This window comes from Corynebacterium sp. HMSC061H03, assembly GCF_001838215.1.
In the GTDB taxonomy this organism is placed as follows: domain Bacteria; phylum Actinomycetota; class Actinomycetes; order Mycobacteriales; family Mycobacteriaceae; genus Corynebacterium; species Corynebacterium jeikeium_D.
The window spans coordinates 77,464-98,139 of record NZ_KV836077.1; the positions used below are offsets into that span (position 1 = coordinate 77,464).

Consider the following 20,676-nt stretch of genomic DNA (forward strand, 5'->3'; position numbering starts at 1 on the left):
ATGGAGCGCGAATTCGATCAGGGGCGGGCCGAGGCTGCGGTTCGTGAACTGTTGATTGCCGTCGGTGAGGATCCCGACAGGGAAGGCCTGAAGGAGACACCGGCGCGAGTGGCGCGAGCCTACCGTGAGGTTTTCGCGGGCCTGTTTGAAGATCCGTCTGAGGTGCTGGCAAAGACCTTCAACGAGGATCATCAAGAACTCGTTTTGGTGAAGGACATCCCGATTTACTCCACCTGTGAGCACCATTTGGTGCCGTTCTTCGGCGTTGCCCACATTGGTTACATCCCGGGCAAGGACGGTCGTGTGACGGGCCTGTCCAAGCTCGCTCGTCTGGTCGATGGCTATGCGAAGCGCCCGCAGGTGCAGGAGCGTCTGACCAGTCAGGTTGCGGATGCCTTGGTGGAGCGGCTGGATCCGGCCTCGGCGATCGTCGTCATTGAAGCGGAGCATCTCTGCATGGCCATGCGCGGTATCCGCAAACCGGGTGCGCGCACGGTGACCTCAGCCGTCCGCGGTGGCTTCAAGACGGATGCCCGTTCGCGCGCAGAGGCAATGGCGCTCATCCGCAAGAGCTAACGCAACAGTTAAATGGTCGATTGGAAAGGCTGGACAACAAGGTGACTGAATCCCCCTTGCAAGCGCAGGCAGGACAGCCGGCGGAGATGGGTATCGAGAATCAGCTCTGCAAAGTGATGGGCATTGTCAACGTCACCGAGGACAGCTTTTCCGATGGCGGCCTGTACAAGACCTTCGACGCGGCGATTGCCCATGCGCACGAGCTGCTCGCTGAAGGCGCACATATTCTCGACATCGGTGGCGAGTCCACTCGTCCCGGCGCACACCGCGTTTCCGAGGATGAGGAAATTGCCCGGGTCGTGCCGGTGGTCCGTGAGCTCGCGGCAGACGGGCACCTGATCAGCGTCGATACTATGCGCGCAAGTGTCGCAGAGGCAGCAATCGCCAGGGGCGCGGTGTTCATCAACGATGTCTCCGGCGGTCTCGCAGACCCCAACATGTACGCAGTCTGCGCCGATGCCGATGTGCCCATCTGCCTGATGCACTGGAAGACCGATCGCTTCGGCTCCGCTTCTGGACGCGCCGAAACTCACCCGGACGGCATTGTCGCCGATGTCCGTGAGCACCTGCTTCAGCTTGTCGACGGTGCCATGGGCGCCGGCATCGCCGAGGAAAATATTGTCCTCGACCCAGGCCTGGGCTTTGCCAAGAACGCCGATGACAATTGGGCGCTCCTCCACGGCCTGCCGGAGCTTATTGACCTCGGTTTCCCCGTGTTGGTCGGTGCTTCCCGCAAGCGTTTCGCCGCCGCCGTCGGCAGTGAGGCACGCGCACCAAAGCAGGCTGATGCTGCGACTACCGCAATTTCCGCGCTGTCCGCAGCGGCGGGCGCATGGGCGGTTCGAGTTCACAATGTGGCCGACAACCTCGACGCAGTGCGGGTGGCGCAGGCATGGAACCTTGGCCGCTCACTGACCGGTTACACCGCGGCCGGCGACTATCCGGAAGGTGGCTCTAACCGCGCTGCACAGCACGATGAGTCTCCTGCTGAATCGCCAGCCGAAGCGGCTCTGGAAGGAGACGAGTAGAAACAGTGGCTGATCGAATTGAACTCAAAGGTCTGAAAGCCCGCGGCTACCACGGCTGTCTCGACTTCGAGCGCCGCGATGGCCAGGACTTCATCTGTGATGTCACCCTGTGGTTGGATTTCTCCGGTGCCGCTGCCAGCGACGAGCTGGACGACACCGTCAACTACGCCGACATCGCAGCCACAGCGCACGGAATTTTGACCGGCACTCCGCGCAACCTCATCGAAACCGTCGCGACCGAGATTGCCGAAGCAGTGCTTGCCGACGACGATGGCCGCGCCGAACGCGGATTGTCCCCACTGTTACATGCGGTGGAAGTAACCATTCACAAACCGCATGCGCCCATTCCGCTCGACTTTGATGACGCTGCGGTAACAGCCCGCCGTTCGCGGAAGAACCGGTTAGCATGATTCGCGCCGTTCTTTCTATCGGCGCGAACATGGACCGCGCGCGAGAAAACCTAACTGGTGTGCAGGCCTTCTTCGCCGATGAATTGGTCGCAGCCTCAAAAATTTATGCCACCCCACCTTGGGGTGGGGTAGAGCAGGGTGACTTCCTCAATGCCGTGCTCATTGTCGATACGTCCCGGACACCAATGGAGCTGCTGGAAGCTGGTTGGAAACTGGAAAATGACGCTGGTCGAGTGCGCGAAATTCACTGGGGACCACGGGCGCTCGACGTGGACATTGTGCAGGTCACTGACAAGGACACCGGCGAGGAGATCATCTCTGACGATTCGACTCTGACCCTGCCGCATCCGTGGGCAACCGAGCGTGCCTTTGTACTGGTGCCGTGGCTCGATGCCGACCCGGATGCCGAATTGGGGGGAGTTCGGGTCGCAGCACTCGTCGATAAGCTGGCACCTGAAGACGTAAACGCAGTGCGTCTAGCAGACAGCGCGGATGGAGAAGAGGCCTAGAGATGAAACCGACCTCACCGATTACGTTGGCTGCATCTGCGCTGGTTCTCGCGCTGGCGTCATGGATGATCGTGGCACAGTTTTTCGGTGCGCTCGGGCCACGAAGTTGGTGGGACCTGGGGTTTCCCTGGTTGCTCACAGCTGTCTGTGTGGCGGCAGCGCGGTGGATTAAGTCGGTGCTGAAAGAGGGGAAGGTCGGGCAGGATCGCAGCCAGGTGCAGCCGTTAACGTTGTCGCGATGGCTGGTGGTCGGTACGGCATCCGCATGGTTGGGGGCGATTCTCGGAGGTTTGTACGCCGGTGGCGTGCTGTGGGCTTTGCCGAAGTGGACGGAGCTTGCGGCTGCACAGGCCGACGGACCGATCATGATTGTCGGCACAGTATCCGGCATTTTGCTCGCTGCGGCGGGGCTGTGGCTGGAAAAAGTTTGCCAATTGCCAACTGATGGCGAAAATTCTTCGCCTCCTAGCGGGGAAATGGGAACTAACTCGGTAGGGTGGGAGTTATGACTGACCTCTCCAACGCCGGTAATGACCCGAAGCGCTCGGGTGATGCCGCATATTTTCAGGGCGACGCGGCAGCTACTTCGTCGGATATGGCCGAGTCTCCGTCTCCGTCGCCTTCTTCAGCCTTCGAAAGCTACTCCGCTGGGGCTAACTCCGGGGCTGATGCGGCATATGCAGATGAGCAGAGCAATGATGTGACGAAATTCAGTTCTACCGATGGTATGACGGAGAAAACCGCCGTCATTCTCATGGTTGTGCTGCTGGTGCTCGCGGTGATTGCCAGTATCGTCATGCTCTTTGCCACCTCTGCCGGGTGGATGAAGGTTGCCGTGCTGCTGGCGTTGTGGTCGGCAGTTATCGGGGCTGTGCTGGTGACTCGATACCGCAAGACCATTGCGCTGGAGCGCAAGCGGTTGGAGACAATCGAGGAGCTGCACAAGGTGGAGCTTGACCGCGAGCTGGCTACTCACCGTGAGCAGGAACTGATTCTCGAGCAGAACTACCTGGACTCGCTTGAGGGCAACAACGATGACAACATTGCGGCGCTGCGCGCTGAGGTCTTTGCACTGCGCGCCCAGCTTGCTGAGTTCATGGGGGAGGATTTCGACGACGAGCAGGTTGCTCTTCGCGCCCAGGCCGAGCGTCTGCGTGAGCTCGACTCGCCACAGCAAGCCTCGCCGATGAAGGATCCGACCGGTCACGACCGGCCGACACCACGCGCGACTTCCCACCGTGCTGAGATGACCGCTAACGGCACTGTCGGCGCTCATACCCAGCACGGCGGCACGGGCTCCGCATCCTCCGCTTCGCCGGTTGAAGATGCCGAGGCCACCGACATGCGCCGTACATTCTCGCCGTCTGGTCAGCCGGTTGACGTCCACGAAGTCGCCGATTCCAAGGATGACGAAACCGTTTCCAAGGAGAAGTTCTCCACTAACTCTTTCCGCGCCATCAACTGGCAGGAAACCCCGGCCGAGGACGCTGCAGAGGATGATTCTCAGGGCGGTGCTCACGAGGCACACGGTGCACGGCACCCATTCGCTGCGCCGGAATCGGACGACGCCTCGGACTCTCCGACTCGCCAGCTGCAGGCCATTCGCGATGAGGACCTCGCAGAAGAGCCAGCTCAGAAACCGGCTCAGGCTCCTGAGCAGGAGCCTGCAAGCCACGGTCGGCGCCGTGCTGAGGACAATAAGGGCAGCCTGACGGTTGCCGAGCTGATGGCGCAGATGCGCAAGAAGAGGGAGCAGCGCGCGGACGAAGAGGCCTAGTCGCTTACCGAGTGTGCGCGGCCTACTCACCGCACATAGCTGGTTTGGTCTAACCTAGTCAGTCATGACGCAAAGCCAGCATGATTCCCATCCCCATCGGACAACCGCTCCGCGGTTGGCGGTGGGGATTATTTCTGCCGGAAAAGTCGGGGTCGCGCTCGGCCAGGCGTTAGAGCGCTGTGGGCATCGTGTCACTCACGTGGTCGCGCGCTCACCAGAATCTGTCACACGAGCGCATCTACGTCTCCCGAACGCACAGGTTAGTAGCATTGCCGACACAGCTTCCACCTGCGAGCTCATCGTCATCGCCGTGCCGGATCGCGCCATCGCAGAGGTCGCCGAGGACGTCGCCCGCCATGTCGGCCCCGGACGCATCGTCATGCATACTTCTGGTTCCCTCGGGCGTGCCGTGCTCGATCCGGTCGCACTCACCGGCGCGCTGACCATCGCCGCCCATCCCGCAATGACATTCGCAGGGCTTGACGACGACTCCGAGCTCCTGACCGGCTGCCCATGGGGCATCACGGTTGGGGATGAGCTCGCGAAAACAGTCAGTGAACTGCTCATTGGTGAACTCGGCGGTCGTCCGGTGTTCATCAACGAACGTCACCGCGGTCTCTATCACGCGGCTATGGCCCATGGCTCAAACGGTCTGGGCGCAGTTGTGGTCGATGCAGTAGAAATGCTGGCAACCACTATCGGCGGAGACACCGCAGCCGAAGACACCGACCTAGCTGAGCTGCGTCGAGGCCAGGCCGCCGAGCTGCTCCGCCCACTGCTGGAAGCTTCATTGGACAATGCCTTGAGGTGGGGTTCCCGGGGGCTGACTGGCCCGGTGACGCGGGACGACCTTGGGACCGTCGTCAAGCACGAACGTGAAATTGAAGCGGTGGCACCGGAAATGGGAACCGCCTACCTGGCCCTTGCCGAGCGCATCGCCGAGCTGCGCGGCGCCAACGAGGTTTTGCGGTACCTACGCCGATGAGCTGAGCGGACTGGCTGTTCTGGTCATCCGGGATGTGGCGTAAGGTATTGCCGTCGGGCGAAAAGTTTGGTCCGGTAGATCTGAACGCGGAGGAAACATGACGGGTTATACCGCCGGAGAGACAACTGTTCACAAGACTATTGCGGGAATCGCGCAGGTCACCCGTGCGTTGCGGAAGACCGGGCGGCCGGTGGTGCTCGTACCTACGATGGGTGCGCTACACCAGGGGCACCTTGAACTAGTACAGGCCGCGAAGACGCTGCCGCGCGCTGTTGTGGTGGTGTCGATTTTCGTCAATCCTCTGCAGTTCGGTGAGGGGGAGGACTTTGACGCCTACCCGCGGACTCTGGAGGAAGACGTTGAGAAGCTCCGCGCTGTCGGTGCTGAGCTGGTCTTTGCGCCGAACGCGAAGGAGATGTACCCCAACGGTTTCCGCACGACGGTGCAGCCGGGGCCGCTGGCTTCGGAGCTCGAAGGTGCTACTCGCCCGGGGCACTTTGCCGGTGCGTTGACGGTGGTCAACAAGCTTTTCAACATCACCAACTGCACTGATGCCGTTTTTGGTGAGAAGGACTACCAGCAGCTGTGCCTGATGCAGCAGATGGTCACTGACCTGAATATGCCGGTGCAGTTGCACGGTGTACCGGTGATTCGCGAGGCCGACGGGTTGGCTATGAGCTCCCGCAACCGCTATCTGTCCGAGGAGCAGCGCAATCTCGCAGTAACCCTGTCCGCTGCGCTGACTGCCGGTGCTTTTGTCGCGGACCGTGGTGCGGATGCTGTGCTGGAAACCGCGCGTGGTGTGCTCGCCAGCCAGCCTGAAGTCGAGTTGGATTACTTGGAGCTGCGTGACGCTGCGCTCGCCCCGCTTTCCGACGAGGCGTTGCGCGGCGACGGCCAGGAGACTGAAGCTCGCCTGCTGGTTGCTGCGAAGGTCGGCACTACTCGTCTCATTGATAATGTTGGCTTGATTCTTGGTGCGCCGCGCCCGGATTCGGCAAACGGTTTCGGTCAGCTCGGGCAGAAGGACGCCGAAATTGCGTCAGCGGCCCTGTCGGCTGCGGGTCTGGACGGCGAGCTGACTGAGCAAGAGGCCGCTGAGTTGGCTGAGCTGCAGGAAAAGGTCCGCGCTGCTCGAGATGCCCGCCTGAAAGATGAGTCCAGCAAAGAAAACCTGAAGAACGCCGGCTTTGGCGTTGAGCAGGACAGCGAGTAGGACGGCTTTTCGAAGTAGTTTTTCGTGGCTGGGAAGTTGTCGTATTATAGTGTGCCGACTAACAACCTGCCACGCTAAGGGGTGCCGCGGTAGGCAAGCATCCAGGGGACGAATCCAGGAAGGGACCTACCTTTTTCATGTTTCGCACTATGTTGAAGTCCAAGATTCACCGTGCCACGGTGACTCAGGCTGATCTTCACTACGTTGGATCGTGCACGATTGACGCTGATTTGATGGAAGCGGCCGACCTGCTTGAAGGCGAGGCCGTCGACATTGTCGATATCAATAATGGCAACCGGCTTACCACTTACTGCATTACCGGAGAGCGCGGCTCGGGCATCATTTCCATCAATGGTGCCGCCGCTCGTCTGATTTCGCCGGGTGACCTGGTTATTATCATCGGCTACGGCATGATGGATGACGCTGAGGCGCGTACTTACAAGCCGAATGTCATCTTCGTCGATGAAGACAACAAGATTCTGGAAAGTGGCAATGATCCGGCGGATGTTCCGGAGGGGTCTGATTTGAAGAATCCGCGCAGTCCTGAGAACCAGGGCTAGTCCACGCAGCCCGCAGAGCTGGGTTTCGACTGCGTGGGTGGAGAGAAAGGTCGAGCCGGAAAACCACGACACCAGGGTGTTTACTTTGCGTTAAATTGTAAGCCATTAGACCGTCAGCTAAAGCTCATTGGCGAGTTGATCTTTAGAAACCGAAAGGTAACGCAACGTCCTTAGCTTCTTAGAGGATCTAAAAGTTTTAGTTTTCCATTTCCTCACCTAGTCGAAGCTATACAAAGGCGGTCTCCCCGTGGTTCGTATTGGCAAGAATCTGCTGACAAATCCTTTTGCTACCTCTCGCAGCTCTCTGACCTGCACTTACAAGTGTGGTAATGCCTGTGCTGACGATGCTCCGAACGAGTTCTCGGACAACCAGTACTTCGGTGATGTTGCGAAGGAGGCGTTCTCCCAGCGCGCGTTCTCCCGTCGCGCGGCACTGAAGGTCACTGGTGCTAGTGCTCTTGCGGTCGGCGGTGGCGCCGTGCTGGCCGCTTGCTCCTCTGATGATTCGGGCAGCGCCGCAGGTGGCTCCGACGCCTCCGGTACCGCTGCTGCCGGTGACGGTAGCAAGGGCGAATCGCCGGAGGGTATGCGTTTCGACGCCGTCAAGCCGAACACGGAAGACGCAGTCGTTATCCCGGACGGCTACGAGCAGAATGTTCTGATTCGCTGGGGCGACCCAATCCACGAGGGTGGCCCGGAGTTCGACTTTGACAAGCAGACTCCGGAAAACCAGCTGAAGCAGTTCGGCTTCAACAATGACTTCGCTGGCCTGATTAAGGCTGAAGACGGCACACTGCTGTACGTCTGCTCGCACGAGTACACCACCGAGCCGATGATGTTCCGTGCCTACAAGAAAGAAGATGCCACTAAGGAGCAGGTCGACATCGGACTGGCTGCCCACGGCCAGACCATCCTTGCTGTGGAAGAGGATGACAAGGGATTCCTGAAGCCGATTCTGAGCGACAAGCATAACCGTCGTATCACCGGCTTCACCGAATTCACAGTCGACGGCCCGGCTGCTGGTCACGATCTGCTGAAGACCAAGGCTGACCCGACCGGTATGAAGGTCGAGGGAACTTTGAACAACTGCTCCGGTGGTGTTACTCCGTGGGGTACCTACCTGTCCGGTGAGGAGAACGTTGACCAGTACTTCGGCAACGTTGGCAAGCTCAAGGACGAGGACGCAGTTAAGAAGCTCAAGCGCTACTCGGTCAAGAATGAAGAGCTGTCCGACCGCGCGTGGGAGAAGTACTACGACCGCTTCGATGTCTCCAAGGAGCCGAATGAGCCGAACCGCTTCTTCTGGCTGGTAGAGATTGACCCATCTGACCCGAACTCCACCCCGGTCAAGCACACCGCAGTGGGCCGTTTCAAGCATGAAGCCGGTCAGATTTACGTCACCGACGACGGCACGGTCGTGTGCTACTCCGGCGACGACGAGCGTTTCGAGTACATCTACAAGTTCGTCTCCTCCCGCAAGATTAAGGAGGGGGACCTCAAGCACAACATGGGCATTCTGTCCGAGGGCACTCTCTACGTCGGTAAGTTCAACGGTAATTCCGAGTCCGAGATTGACGGCTCCGGTGAGCTGCCGAAGGACGGCCGTTTCGACGGTGACATTGAGTGGCTTCCGCTGATGACCGCCAAGGCAGACGGCAAGCACGAGTCCCACGTTGATGGCATGACCGCCGAAGAGGTCTGCATCTACACCCGCATCGCCGGTGACAAGGTCGGTGCGACCCGTATGGACCGCCCGGAGGATATCGAGCCGTCTCCGAAGACCGGTAAGGTCTACGCGGCGCTGACCAACAACAAGTACCGCGGTAAGGCGGGCGCGAAGGACGACAAGGGCAAGGAACGCAAGGATGGTGCAGGGCGCCCGCTTGCCGACGCCGTCGAGGTCGCACCAATCACCGAGAACAAGAATGGCCTTGTTCTGGAGATGGAAGATGACCACGCCGGTACCAAGGGCAAGTGGAATCTCCTGCTGGTCTGTGGTGACCCGAACGAGGCTTACACCTACTTCGGTGGCTTCGACAAGGAATCGGTCTCGCCAATTTCCTGCCCGGACAACGTCGCCTTTGACGAGTACGGCAACCTGTGGGTTTCCACCGACGGCAACGCGCTGGACTCCAACGACGGCCTTTTCGCCGTTGCCGTCGAAGGCGAGCGTCGTGGTGAGACCAAGTGCTTCCTGACTGTTCCGGTTGCTGCAGAGACCTGTGGTCCGCAGATCTTCTCCAACCGCGTGATGGTCAACGTCCAGCACCCGGGCGAAATCGAGACGGATCAGGGCCACCCGGTCGGCGACAACCCGGATCCGACCACCAACCCGACCTCGCACTGGCCGGATGGTGGCAAGGAGCAGCCACGCCCGGCAGTCGTTCAGGTTGTACGTACTGATGGCAAGAAGATTGGCGTCTAAAGGGCACTCAACTAGCAGGTCGGCGGTGTAGTCGGCTAACCTTTATAGCCGTGACTGACGCGAAGAAGACCCCTGAAAACACCGCCACCGTTCCTGAGCAGCTGCGCATTCGCCGCGAGAAGCGTGACCGCCTGCTCGAGGCTGGAATTCAGCCGTACCCGGTTGAGGTTCCCCGTACTCACTCTCTCAAGGATGTCCGTGAAGAGTGGGGCCACCTCGAGGCTGGCGAGGAGACTCAGGATGTCGTGACCGTCATTGGTCGTGTCATGTTTATTCGTAACACCGGCAAGCTCTGCTTTGCCGCTCTGCAGGAGGGTGACGGCACGACCCTGCAGGCCATGCTTTCCAAGGCTGAGGTCGGCGAGGACGCCCTGGCTGCTTGGAAGTCGGACGTAGATATGGGCGACTTCGTCCTCATTACTGGCCGCGTAATTTCTTCGCGCCGCGGCGAGTTGTCTGTGATGGCTACCGAGTGGCAGATGGCCTCGAAGGCTCTGCGTCCGCTGCCGGTGTCGTTCGCTGATCTGTCCGAGGACAGCCGCGTGCGTCACCGCTACACGGACCTGATTATGCGTGAGCAGGCTCGTACTAACGCACTGACTCGCATCAAGGTCATCCGCGAGCTGCGCCACGCACTTGAGCGTCGCGGTTTCCTCGAGGTCGAAACCCCGATGCTGCAGACTCTGCACGGCGGTGCAGCTGCACGTCCGTTCGTGACTCATTCCAACGCTTTGGACATCGATCTCTACCTGCGTATCGCGCCGGAGCTTTTCCTCAAGCGCTGCGTCGTCGGCGGTATGGAGCGCGTTTTCGAGATCAATCGCAACTTCCGCAACGAGGGCATCGACTCCTCGCACAGCCCGGAGTTCGCGATGCTGGAGTACTACGAGGCATTCGGCACCTACGATGACTCCGCCCGCACCGTCCGCGAGGTCATTCAGGAAATCTGCGTCGCGGTCTTCGGTTCGACGACTGTTACGCTTGCCGACGGTACGGAGTTCGACTTTGGCGGCGAGTGGAAGCAGATTGAGATGTACCCGTCGCTGAACGAGGCACTTGCTCGCAAGTTCCCTGGTCAGCCGGAAGTCACTATTGACTCGACCGTCGAGGAGCTAAAGGCAATCGCCGATGTGATTGGCCTTGAGGTTCCGGAGAAGGGCGGCTGGGGCCACGGCAAGCTGGTTGAGGAAATCTGGGAGCTGCTCTGTGAAGACCAGCTCGACGGTCCTATCTTTGTCCGCGACTTCCCGGTCGAGACCTCTCCGCTGACTCGTCAGCACCGCTCCAAGCCTGGCGTGACCGAGAAGTGGGATCTTTACGTCCGTGGCTTCGAGCTGGCTACCGGCTACTCCGAGCTGGTTGACCCGGTTGTCCAGCGTGAGCGCTTTGAGGATCAGGCGCGACTGGCCGCTGGCGGCGACGACGAGGCCATGGTTCTGGATGAGGACTTCCTGCACGCAATGGAGCAGGGCATGCCGCCGACGACCGGTGTGGGCATGGGCATTGACCGCCTGCTGATGGCCCTGACCGGCCTTGGCATTCGCGAAACCGTGCTGTTCCCGATCGTGAAGCCGGAAGCGTAAGCGACTGAATTCATGTGTAGTTATCCCGGTGTTATCACCGGGATTATTTTTATCCCGTAATTTCTTCACCCGTGAATTCGGTAAATGGGAATAAGAAAATTGATCGGCGATCCGTATTGCGCTTGGGAGCAGCAGCGGGAGCAGTAGCGGGTGCGGGGGCTGTAGCGGTGGCCGTGAATAGCGTCGGGACGCGAGCAGTTGCATCGGCGGCCCCGAACCAGGCGCCGTTTCCATTCACCGGGTTGACCAGCGGCCTTGTTGTGACGGACCTGGAAGTCGTGACCGTGACCGATACGTCGGTGACATTTTCGTGGGCGACGTATGCAGGCCCACACCCAGCGTGGGGAAAGCTGGCTCCACTGGCGCCGGCCGACACTGAAGTTGCGCTAGTGCCAGTCGATGCCGATGAGGGCGGCGAGCTACCCGTGGTACATAAGGACGAGACGCAGGTTGGCTACCACTTTGTGACCGTCGATAAGCTGCGGCCTGGGACCACGTACCGTTTCGAATGTCGATCGAATGGGCTGGTCGCAGAGCCGGGATTAATTACCCGAAATCTCCCCAATACACCCGAGCAAACTGGACAGTTCACGACGCTGGTCGCTCCGGAAGGGGAGTATCTGACCACGATTGCCATCCTCAACGACACGCATATCGGCGAAGACGGGCACGGTATTGTTGTCGGCAATTTGCCTGCACCTATTTTCCCTGAAGCCGGTGCCGCACCGTACCCCGAGGTCATGTTGACGGCTGCCCTCGCTGAGCTTCGGGGGATGGGTATTGAAAAGGTTTTCGTCAACGGTGATGCCACGTCGGAAGCACGTCCGGCGGAGGTACGTCGATTTGCCGAGATTATGAATACTTTTGGTGCTCCGGAGCGGCAGTGGTTTGTCACCCGCGGCAATCATGATCGTCCGCATAAGCCGGATGCCGATTCGTCTGCTGGCTACGACGAATTTCCGGTTTTGGAGGGCACCGAAGATCATCGCGATCCCTTCGGTGTTCTCCTGGGGCGTCCGCGACAGGAACTGTGGATCACTCAGCAGGGGCCGGTCCGCGTCATCGGTCTGGATTCATCGAAGTTGGATGAGTCCGGCGGCGAAATTAGCTCGGAACAATTCGATGCACTAGAGCAGGAATTGCAGCGTGACCCCAACAAGCCGACGGTTGTGCTGGCTCATCACCCGATTACTTCCGAGGCTGGCTGGACAAATGCTGCCGGCCCCATATTCATTCTCAATAGCGCTGATGCACGACGTTTGCAGCAGCTGCTTAACGACGCTCCGGGTGTATTCTTCGCAGGGGCAGGTCACACCCACCGTGCAAAGCGTACTCGCGGTGATTTTGGTGCCGGCGTTGATTATTTGGAGACCGGCGCGTGCAAAGCATACCCCGGTGGCTACACACTGCTGCATGTCTACTCCGGTGGCTACCAGGTTAACTTTCACCGTTTGAGCAGCGAAGATGCGCTTGCGTGGACTGCGCGTGCCCGTTGGGCGATGTACGGTTTCGAGCCCGAGGCTCTGCTTGGTGAGCTCTCTGATCGCAACTACGTTGTTAACCGCGTTATCGCCTGACAAGTTAGAAGCCTGAAAGTTTTCTGTTACTTGGCAATGTTTTTTCAATTCTTGTGACAACGGTCACGTGATTGTTTTATTGTTATGCCAGTAATAGTTCTGACTCGAAAGGCCATGATCACATGAGCGAGAAGAAGAACCGCGAAGATTCGACTGTCGGCCGCAATAACCCTGGTCGCGACGCTATCGGAGCGGCAATGCGGTTCATCACGTCGATTACTGGTTCGGACTTCGCCCAGAAGTACGACCTTCAGCCAAAGATCGACCGCGTGGTGTACCAGTCCACCAAGTCCGGTTTTAAGACCCTTGGTGCCGCGAACCGTCAGTTTAAGAAGATTTCCGGTTCCGGTAAGCCGGAGCGTCCGGCTGAGGAAGCCCAGGCTGCACAGGAGGCCGCAGCAGAGGAGAAGGCAAAGAAGCTCTTCGACCTTACCCCGACCGAGGATCAGCAGATGATCGTCGAGACGGTTAAGGAGTTCGCTGAGTCTCGCCTGCGCGAGGCTGCTTACAAGTCCGACCACGAGGCAACTCCGCCGGAGGACCTCGTCTCTGAGGCTTCTGAGCTGGGCGTCACCATGATCAACGTCCCGGAGGCTTTCGAGGGCATCGCTACCGGCGAGGACGTCACCACCAACGCACTGGTCGCAGAGGCTCTGTCCTACGGTGACATGGGTCTGGCTCTGGCAGTGCTGGCTCCGGCCGGTGTCGCTGCCACCCTGACCGCTCACGGCTCCGACTCGCAGCAGAAGACCTACCTGCCGGCATTCGCTGGCGAGAACGTCCCGGCTGCCGCTGTTGTGCTCGCAGAGCCGCGCCCGCTTTTCGACGCACGCAAGCCTGAAACCACCGCAAAGCGCGAGGGCGATTCGCTGGTCCTCAACGGTGTTAAGTCCTTCGTTCCGAACGCCGGCGCAGCTGAGCTGTTCATCATCGGTGTTGAGCTCGAGGGTAAGCCGGCTCTGGTTATCGTTGAGTCCGACACTGAGGGGCTCCACGTTGAGGCTGACCCGTCCATGGGTCTGCGCGGTGCCGCAATGGGGCGCGTCATCCTGAAGGACGTCAAGGTTCCGGCTGAGAACATTCTCGGCGGCGCTAGCACCTCGGCTGCAGATCGTGAAGAGGCATACCTCGACATTCTGCGTCGTTCCCGCCTCGGCTGGGCAGCTCTTGCAATGGGTACTTCTCAGGCAGTTCTCGACTACGTCATTCCTTACGTCAACGAGCGTCAGGCATTCGGCGAGCCGATTTCCCACCGCCAGGCAGTGGCCTTCATGGTCGCCGACATCAAGATTGAGCTCGATGGTCTCCGCATGATCACCCTCCGCGGTGCTTCCCGCGCTGACCAGGGTCGCGGCTTCGCTCGCGAGGCAGCTCTGGCTAAGACCTTCGCCACTGAAAAGGGTATGAAGATTGGTTCCGACGGTGTGCAGCTGCTCGGCGGACACGGCTTCACCAAGGAGCACCCGGTTGAGCGTTGGTACCGTGACCTCCGCGCAATTGGTGTCGCCGAAGGCATCGTCGTTCTGTAAACCGCTAGATACTTCAGCCGAAAAGAATTAAGAGGAAAGAAAATGATTAACCTCGAACTGCCGAAGTTCCTCAAGGCGGGCGCGTCCCAGTCGCATCAGGCCGCCGCTGAGATCTTCCGACCGATTTCCCGTAAGTACGATCTCGCTGAGCACGAGTACCCGAAGGAACTCGACACCCTTGCCTCCATGATGGACGGCATGGCAGATGGTGGCCGTGGCTTCTCCGGTGCTTCTGGTGGACGTGGCGACGATAAGAAGCCGAAGCGCACCGGTGTAAAGAACGGTGGCAACATGGCTTCGCTGCTCAACGTTATTGAGACCTGCTGGGGTGACGTGGGCCTGACCCTGTCCCTGCCGTACCAGGGTCTGGGTAACGCAGCCATCGCAGCTGTTGCTACTGATGAGCAGCTGGAGGCTTTTGGTAAGACCTGGGCTTCCATGGCAATTACCGAGCCGTCCTTCGGTTCTGATTCCTCCGCAGTTTCCACCACCGCCAAGCTCGATGGTGATGAGTACGTCATCAACGGTGAGAAGATCTTCGTCACTGCTGGTGAGCGTTCCGACTCCGTCGTTGTGTGGGCGACCCTGGACAAGTCCAAGGGCCGTGCTGCGATTAAGTCCTTCCTGGTGAAGAAGGGCACTCCGGGCTTCACCGTGGAGCGTCTGGAAGAGAAGCTGGGTATTCGTTCCTCGGATACTGCAGTGCTCCGCCTGGACAACGTCCGCGTTCCGAAGGAGAACCTGCTTGGTTCCCCGGACATTGATGTTAAGAAGTCCTTCGCCGGCGCAATGGCGACCTTCGACAACACTCGTCCGCTGGTTGCGGGTATGGCCATCGGTGTCTCCCGTGCTTCGCTGGAAGAGCTGCGTCGCATCCTGGAAGAAGCTGGCATCGAGATTGACTACGATGCCCCGGCACACACCCAGAGCGCTGCTGCAGCTGAGTACCTGAAGCTGGAGTCTGACTGGGAGGCTGCATACCTCCTGGCTCTGCGCGCTGCGTGGATGGCTGACAACAAGCAGCCGAACACTCTGGAGGCTTCCGAGTGTAAGGCCAAGGCCGGCCGTGCAGGCACCGAGATTTGCCTCCGTGCCGTTCAGCTGGCAGGTACCTTCGGTTACTCTGAGCGTAACCTGCTGGAGAAGTGGTCCCGCGACGTCAAGATCCTGGACATCTTCGAAGGTACCCAGCAGATTCAGCAGCTGGTCGTTGCTCGCCGCACCCTGGGTCTGTCCTCCAAGGAACTGAAGTAGTTACAGTTTCAGAGCAATCTACTTACTGGTGAGCCGGTAAAAGCTCACCTAGATGCTCAAGCCACATTTCTTAAAACACCGTCTTGCCATGACTTGGTAGGCGGTGTTTTATTTTGCGCTGTTTTAGCCGTGTGTCTTTTGTCGTTGCGTTCCTATTTTTCTGAGATTAGAGGGAGAGTTCATCTAATTTTCATCTTTAGGTTCTAGGCTTATTGGACATGAGCATTTCCCGCCGGGCCTACCTCTCTGTTGCAACTCTTGCTGCAAGTTCAATGGCCGTCGCGAAAACCTCGGGAGCGTACGGCCTGGAGTACGTCACGTCGGGTCTGGGGCTTACCCAGTCGGATTCCAAGTCGTGGCAGGTACTGGCTAGCGACTTGGAGGTCATCACTGTCACAGACACGTCAGTGGCATTTACATGGGCAACATATGCTCCGGGAGTGCAGACAGCGTATGGCTTCATTAAGCCGACCGTTCCTTCGGATGAGCGGGTGCTGCTTGGTACTGCGGATTCAACGCAGTTAGAGCTCGTGCACGAGGGGTACTCAGAGTCGGGCTACCACCATGTGGTCATTGACGGGTTGGAGCCGGGACGGGAGTACCGCTTTGAGTGCTGGTCACACAACTGTCGCGCGGTTCCGTCGCTGAATATCACCATGAGCAAAACGGCACCGGAGAAGACAGGCGTCGTAAGCACTCTGCCAGCGCTGGAGGGTGCACATTTGGCGACGTTCGCGCTGACGAATGACACACACATTGGTAAGCCCAATCATGATGGCATTCGCATTGGCAACCTCGGTCTTTCCTCCGGTCCGGGAGAGCAGCCTTTTGCCTCTATGCAATTGCAGGGTCTGGTGGACACGGTAAAGGCTGCCGGGTTAGACACTCTCGTCATCAATGGCGATTGCACGGATAGCAACCGCCCTGAGGAGTATGACGAACTCATCAGGGTTTTGGATACTTTCGGTGAGTTTGGGAAAAACTGGTTTGTCACCCGTGGTAATCACGATGTGCACCCGCCCGGGCTACCCAATATCAATGGTTTCCGGGGACGCGGAATCCGCAAGGGCAAGACCGCGGTTCCGGATTACTTCAGCCAGCGTCTTGTGCCGACGCAGCAGCACTGGTCGACTCGCGTCGGCGAAGTGCGCCTCATCGGTGTTGATACCGCCGAGTTTGGTTATGCAGGTGGACGTATTAATGAGCGTCAGATGCGTGCATTGCGTGCCGAACTCGCAGACGATCCAGAGCGTCCGACAATTTTGTTTGCGCATCACCCGTTTACTCAGGATGCGGTGCGTTCGCATTTCGGTGGTGAGGCATTCATGGTCGAGGCGCAGCAGGCCAAGATTTTCCAGGAGATTCTGGCCGCCACGCCGGGTGCCAAAGGCGTGTTCGCTGGTCATACGCACCGCAGCCGCCGTGGTATCGCTGACTACGGGGATACGGACTTCTGTGAGCGGGGCGCGGCACTCGGCTATCCGGGTGGATACACGCAGATCCGAGTTCACACTGACGGTTACCAAATTAGCTACCACCGCACTACGACACCTCAGTCTCTGTCCTGGTCCACGAAGACTCGTTGGTCGATGTTCGGGTTGGAGCCAGAGTTTATGCTGGGAAAGATCTCCGATCGGAACTACGTCAATTTCTTCAAGAACAAAGTGCCGCTCTGAGCTAGTGCTAGCTTCAAGCAGGGTACGCTGGGCAACGCATAGTGTTAATGGAAAATACGTAGTGGCAAGTTCCGCTGTGGGCGTAGTCGCAAGCCGCCACGTTATTGGCCGAGCACAAGTGTGGCTCTGAAGTAATAAGGAATTTAGCGATGACCGACCAGTACAACCCGCGTTCGTCCTCCCCGCAGGATTGGGAGCAGGACGGTTATGCAACATCTGCCTGGGAGCAGCCGCAGGGCGGGGCCCAGGGCCAGTACCAGCCTCAGTACCAGTACCAAACGCAGGGGCCGAACCAGGGCGGTTACCCCCAGCAGTATCCGGCTTATCAGCAGGCTCCGGCACCTGAGCAGAAGAGCAACAACGGTCTGTACGTGGTCTTGGGCATCGTCGGTGTCGCACTTGCAGCGGTCGCCGGTATCGGTGGCGCGTACTACCTGAATAATTCCTCCGATAATTCCCCGCAGTCCCCCGATACGGTTGCGGCAGGGGACTCGTCGTCAAGCACTGCGTCCCCGGCGCCGGTGGAGACGCACACGGAAACCTATACCCAGACCGTCGAGCCAGAAACGACGAAGCAGCCGGAGAGCAGCGCTCCTACCACTACGCAGAGGGGAAATTTTGGTCTCCGCGCGTTCGGTATGGATCGCGATGATATCGACGCCAAAGGTTGGGTTGGCAGTACCGCTCGCTGCTCGGGTGGGGATTACGCGCGTGTGCTGGCGGAGACGTCGTCGGGCAAGGCTGTGATTTGCGAGAATTCCAATAACCGCCAGCAGCGCCATTACATCGGTGACTTCGGTGAGATTTCGGATAGTCCGGATGCATACACAGTAGATAGTTTCTCCGGGAACCGTGCTGTCGCAAAGAATGGTGGCTACACGTATACCGTCACTCCAAATGCGGTAACCGTGACCCAGGACGGCGAAGAAATTTTCCGTGAACCCGTCACGGACTACGGTGTTTTGAACGCAGGCTAATCAGCACTGGTTCTTTCTAGGACACGCAAAAAGGACGCGGTAACTTCCACAATGGAAGTTTCTACCGCGTCCTTTTCGTGTCTGCCGCTCGCTTTACGACGGTCCCTGCGCCCTAAGCAGCCTTCTCCTCGGCGGCATTCTCCCACGGCTTCGGCAGGTGGCGAGGAACCACCTTGCCGACTGCGTTGCGTGGCAGTTCATCGAGGAACACGGTCTCGCGCGGAACAGCGAAGCGGCTGAGGCGCTGCTTGACGTATGTGCGAATCTGCTCATTGGTCAGGGCGCGGCCCTCAGGGGAATCGTCGCGGACAACCCAGGCGACCAGGGCCTGGCCGAAGCGCTCATCCGGAACGCCTGCGACTGCGCACTCGCGGATACCCTCGAGCTGGCTGAGTGCATCTTCGGTCTGACGTGGGAAGACGTTCTCACCGCCGGAGACAATCATGTCGTCCTCGCGACCGGAGATGTAGAGCAGGCCGTTTTCCATTCGACCCAGGTCACCGGTGCAGACCATGCCGTCGATGACCTGCTTGTCCGCACCCGGGCGGGTGTAGCCCTCGTATAGCATGTTGTTGCCCACGAAGATCCGACCGGTCTCGCCGTCGGCGACGCGGTTGCCGTCTTCGTCGAGAATCTGGACACGAGTGCCCAGCGGTGCGCGACCTGCCGTGGTCGGATTTGCCTTGAGCTCATCCGGGGTAGCAATGGTTGCCCAGCTGACCTCGGTGGAGCCGTACTGGTTGTAGAGAACCGGTCCGAAGCGCTCGAGGGTCTTGGTGACGATTCCCTCCGGAATGGCCGAACCACAGGATGCGATGACCTTCAGCGATGTCGCACCGATGTCGTAGTTGTCTGGGAGAATCTCAATCATGCGCTGCAGCATGGTCGGCACCAGGAAGATGGTGTGCGGAGAGTGCTGTTCGATAATGCGGAGGCTGTCGGCCGGATCGAACTTGCGGCGCATAATCATGGTGGAACGCAGTGCGATGCACAGCTGTGCGGTTGCGAAGCCCCAAGTGTGGAACAGCGGAGCCGCAAGGTAAGCCGGGCGGCGCTGACGCAGTGGAATGCGACTCATGATGGAAGATGCCGGCATCCAGCTGCGCGGCTCCGGACGCTTGGCACCCTTTGGAGTGCCGGTGGTTCCGGAGGTCAGAATAATAACGCGGCCACGGCGCGGACGGCTTGGCAGCTCGGCGGTCGGCCACTTTGCCGGCGGTGCAGTCTTCAGCATCTCCTGCATGGAGGTCCAGCCCTCGCGAACACAGGAGGTATCACCGTAGTTTTCAAACCACGACACTGCGACCGGGCACTCATCGAAGTCCTCCGGCAGCATGTGAGTGAATTCCTCATCAATGAACAGGAAGTCAATCTTCTGCTCGCGAATTACAGCTAGAGTCTGCTCGGCAGCGGCGCCAGTATTGAGCAGCACCAGGTCGGTGCCGAGGCGACCGTGGGCGCACAGAGCCATAATGAAACCGCGGTGATTGCGAGCCAGCACACCGATGCGGTTGCGCTGCTGAATATCGCCGTGGCGGAGTGCCCGCGCCAGGGCAGTGGAGCGCTCGTGCAGTTCCTCGTAGGTCAGCGAGCCGCCGTCATCAATAATCGCGGTGTGGTGCGGATCACGGCCGGCTGCAATGCCGAGGAGACCAGCTGGCAGGAAGTCCCAGCGGTAGATGGAATTTAATGCCTTACCAGCCGCGCCGGGTCCCATCGAGCCGAGGACACCAGCTTGCGTCACCGGTGCGAGACCGAGAACGAGGTCCGAGGTAGCTCGCGAAGCTTTGCGCACCTTATTGAGAATCGAGGTCTGTGGATCAGATGTCATAGTCACTCATCTTCCGTGGTTCATGTCCTGTGGTCTTCGGAGAGGCCTAATCAGGCGAAACCGCATCGGTAGGACCGCCGATTTAGTTTCTTTTACAGTAAGAATAAGTGTCCTAGGTCACTTTTGTGTAGCTTTTTGCAAAATTTTTTTATCAGAAACGAATGATTGTGAAGATATGCGAGGTAAACAGGGAATACGTTCAAAGGGGCGGGGCTTCTTCTATCTCGAGAGATGTTTGTCGCCGCACTTAGAGCCTCCGTTTTGAGGTAATTTCTCTAGGAAAAGTTGTTGAAAGATGTTCCAATCCAACTGCGCCCTCGTCGCCGTAGTGGAGGGTGAGGCCATTCGATATGACTTAGGGGAACCCATGAAGTCCACTCTCAAAAATCAAACTTTCCTACGCATTTCGGCAGCTCGAGTTGCCGTGGTCGGAGCAGTCGCAATCGGTGCGGCTTTTGGTCTTGCAGCATGTGGCGATAGTGATGACGTCGATCCGGCACCTGTCGAGACCACTACGGTGACTTCGACCGAGAGCGTGGACGACAATCGCAATGATCGCGATGATGACGATCATGACGATGATGACGACGACGATGACGACGACCAAGATGACGGCCACGACGACCGCGTGAACAACTAGGTGTCCGTTCCAGGATGAAACCGCCGTTGTACCTCTTTTGACCAGGCTGTTCGCTACTGGCGTACGGCTATAGGGATTAATCTGCGACGCGTCGCGTTTAAGCTAGGTGAAACAACCTTTATT

17 protein-coding genes and 1 pseudogene are annotated in these 20,676 nt (G+C 59.0%); 17 read left to right on the top strand and 1 reads right to left on the bottom strand.

Going from position 1 to position 20,676, the window contains the following annotated elements; genetic code table 11:
- The 16 genes and pseudogenes from folE to HMPREF2787_RS11175 all read left to right on the top strand — a co-directional run bounded on the left by folE (nt 1) and on the right by HMPREF2787_RS11175 (nt 18,082).
- A complete protein-coding gene (gene folE / locus HMPREF2787_RS08205) occupies nt 1-576 on the top strand; it encodes a GTP cyclohydrolase I FolE (RefSeq protein WP_016421488.1) in 576 nt (191 codons plus the stop codon).
- Between the two features lie 86 nt (nt 577-662).
- The gene (gene folP / locus HMPREF2787_RS08210; protein WP_070653314.1) at nt 663-1,604 is read left to right on the top strand and encodes a dihydropteroate synthase; all 942 of its coding nucleotides are present in this window, start codon (nt 663-665) and stop codon (nt 1,602-1,604) included.
- A gap of 5 nt (nt 1,605-1,609) precedes the next feature.
- Nucleotides 1,610-2,014 (top strand): dihydroneopterin aldolase, encoded by a 405-nt coding sequence (folB, locus tag HMPREF2787_RS08215; RefSeq protein WP_070858972.1) that lies wholly within the window; start codon nt 1,610-1,612, stop codon nt 2,012-2,014.
- A complete protein-coding gene (gene folK / locus HMPREF2787_RS08220) occupies nt 2,011-2,523 on the top strand; it encodes a 2-amino-4-hydroxy-6-hydroxymethyldihydropteridine diphosphokinase (protein ID WP_016421485.1) in 513 nt (170 codons plus the stop codon). The genes folB and folK overlap by 4 nt, the downstream gene beginning before the upstream one ends.
- A 2-nt stretch (nt 2,524-2,525) precedes the next feature.
- Entirely contained in the window at nt 2,526-3,032 is a 507-nt protein-coding gene (locus HMPREF2787_RS08225) for a DUF3180 domain-containing protein (RefSeq protein ID WP_049190665.1), read from the top strand.
- Nucleotides 3,029-4,300 carry a DUF6779 domain-containing protein gene (locus HMPREF2787_RS08230; protein WP_070858973.1) on the top strand — a complete coding sequence of 424 codons (1,272 nt, stop codon included), beginning with the start codon at nt 3,029-3,031 and terminating at the stop codon, nt 4,298-4,300. Before HMPREF2787_RS08225 ends, HMPREF2787_RS08230 begins: the two co-directional genes overlap by 4 nt.
- A 64-nt stretch (nt 4,301-4,364) precedes the next feature.
- Nucleotides 4,365-5,285 (top strand): Rossmann-like and DUF2520 domain-containing protein, encoded by a 921-nt coding sequence (locus HMPREF2787_RS08235; RefSeq protein ID WP_049194053.1) that lies wholly within the window; start codon nt 4,365-4,367, stop codon nt 5,283-5,285.
- Between the two features lie 97 nt (nt 5,286-5,382).
- Nucleotides 5,383-6,324, top strand: a pseudogene (gene panC, locus HMPREF2787_RS08240) (pantoate--beta-alanine ligase); the annotation flags it as partial.
- A gap of 314 nt (nt 6,325-6,638) precedes the next feature.
- On the top strand, nt 6,639-7,061 hold the full coding sequence (panD, locus tag HMPREF2787_RS08245; RefSeq protein ID WP_016421480.1) for an aspartate 1-decarboxylase: 423 nt from the start codon (nt 6,639-6,641) through the stop codon (nt 7,059-7,061).
- 247 nt (nt 7,062-7,308) lie between these two features.
- Entirely contained in the window at nt 7,309-9,486 is a 2,178-nt protein-coding gene (locus HMPREF2787_RS08250; RefSeq protein WP_070858974.1) for a PhoX family protein, read from the top strand.
- Nucleotides 9,487-9,536: 50 nt separating this feature from the next.
- Complete coding sequence (lysS, locus tag HMPREF2787_RS08255; protein ID WP_016421478.1) at nt 9,537-11,069, top strand: lysine--tRNA ligase; 1,533 nt, start codon at nt 9,537-9,539, stop codon at nt 11,067-11,069.
- 173 nt (nt 11,070-11,242) lie between these two features.
- Entirely contained in the window at nt 11,243-12,646 is a 1,404-nt protein-coding gene (locus HMPREF2787_RS08260) for a metallophosphoesterase family protein (protein ID WP_246824257.1), read from the top strand.
- Between the two features lie 122 nt (nt 12,647-12,768).
- A complete protein-coding gene (locus tag HMPREF2787_RS08265; protein WP_070858976.1) occupies nt 12,769-14,175 on the top strand; it encodes an acyl-CoA dehydrogenase family protein in 1,407 nt (468 codons plus the stop codon).
- Nucleotides 14,176-14,217: 42 nt separating this feature from the next.
- Nucleotides 14,218-15,429 carry an acyl-CoA dehydrogenase family protein gene (locus HMPREF2787_RS08270; RefSeq protein WP_016421475.1) on the top strand — a complete coding sequence of 404 codons (1,212 nt, stop codon included), beginning with the start codon at nt 14,218-14,220 and terminating at the stop codon, nt 15,427-15,429.
- Nucleotides 15,430-15,647: 218 nt separating this feature from the next.
- The gene (locus tag HMPREF2787_RS08275) at nt 15,648-17,105 is read left to right on the top strand and encodes a purple acid phosphatase family protein (RefSeq protein WP_070858977.1); all 1,458 of its coding nucleotides are present in this window, start codon (nt 15,648-15,650) and stop codon (nt 17,103-17,105) included.
- Between the two features lie 149 nt (nt 17,106-17,254).
- Nucleotides 17,255-18,082: a hypothetical protein gene (locus HMPREF2787_RS11175; RefSeq protein ID WP_070607477.1), complete on the top strand. Its 828-nt coding sequence runs from the start codon at nt 17,255-17,257 to the stop codon at nt 18,080-18,082.
- Nucleotides 18,083-18,194: 112 nt separating this feature from the next.
- On the opposite strand, the gene HMPREF2787_RS08285 is transcribed toward HMPREF2787_RS11175, so the two are convergent.
- Entirely contained in the window at nt 18,195-19,913 is a 1,719-nt protein-coding gene (locus HMPREF2787_RS08285; RefSeq protein WP_016421472.1) for an AMP-binding protein, read from the bottom strand.
- 367 nt (nt 19,914-20,280) lie between these two features.
- Here HMPREF2787_RS08285 and HMPREF2787_RS08290 point away from each other — a divergent pair, with 367 nt between their 5' ends.
- A complete protein-coding gene (locus HMPREF2787_RS08290; RefSeq protein ID WP_141763279.1) occupies nt 20,281-20,553 on the top strand; it encodes a hypothetical protein in 273 nt (90 codons plus the stop codon).
- Nucleotides 20,554-20,676: the final 123 nt, after the last annotated feature.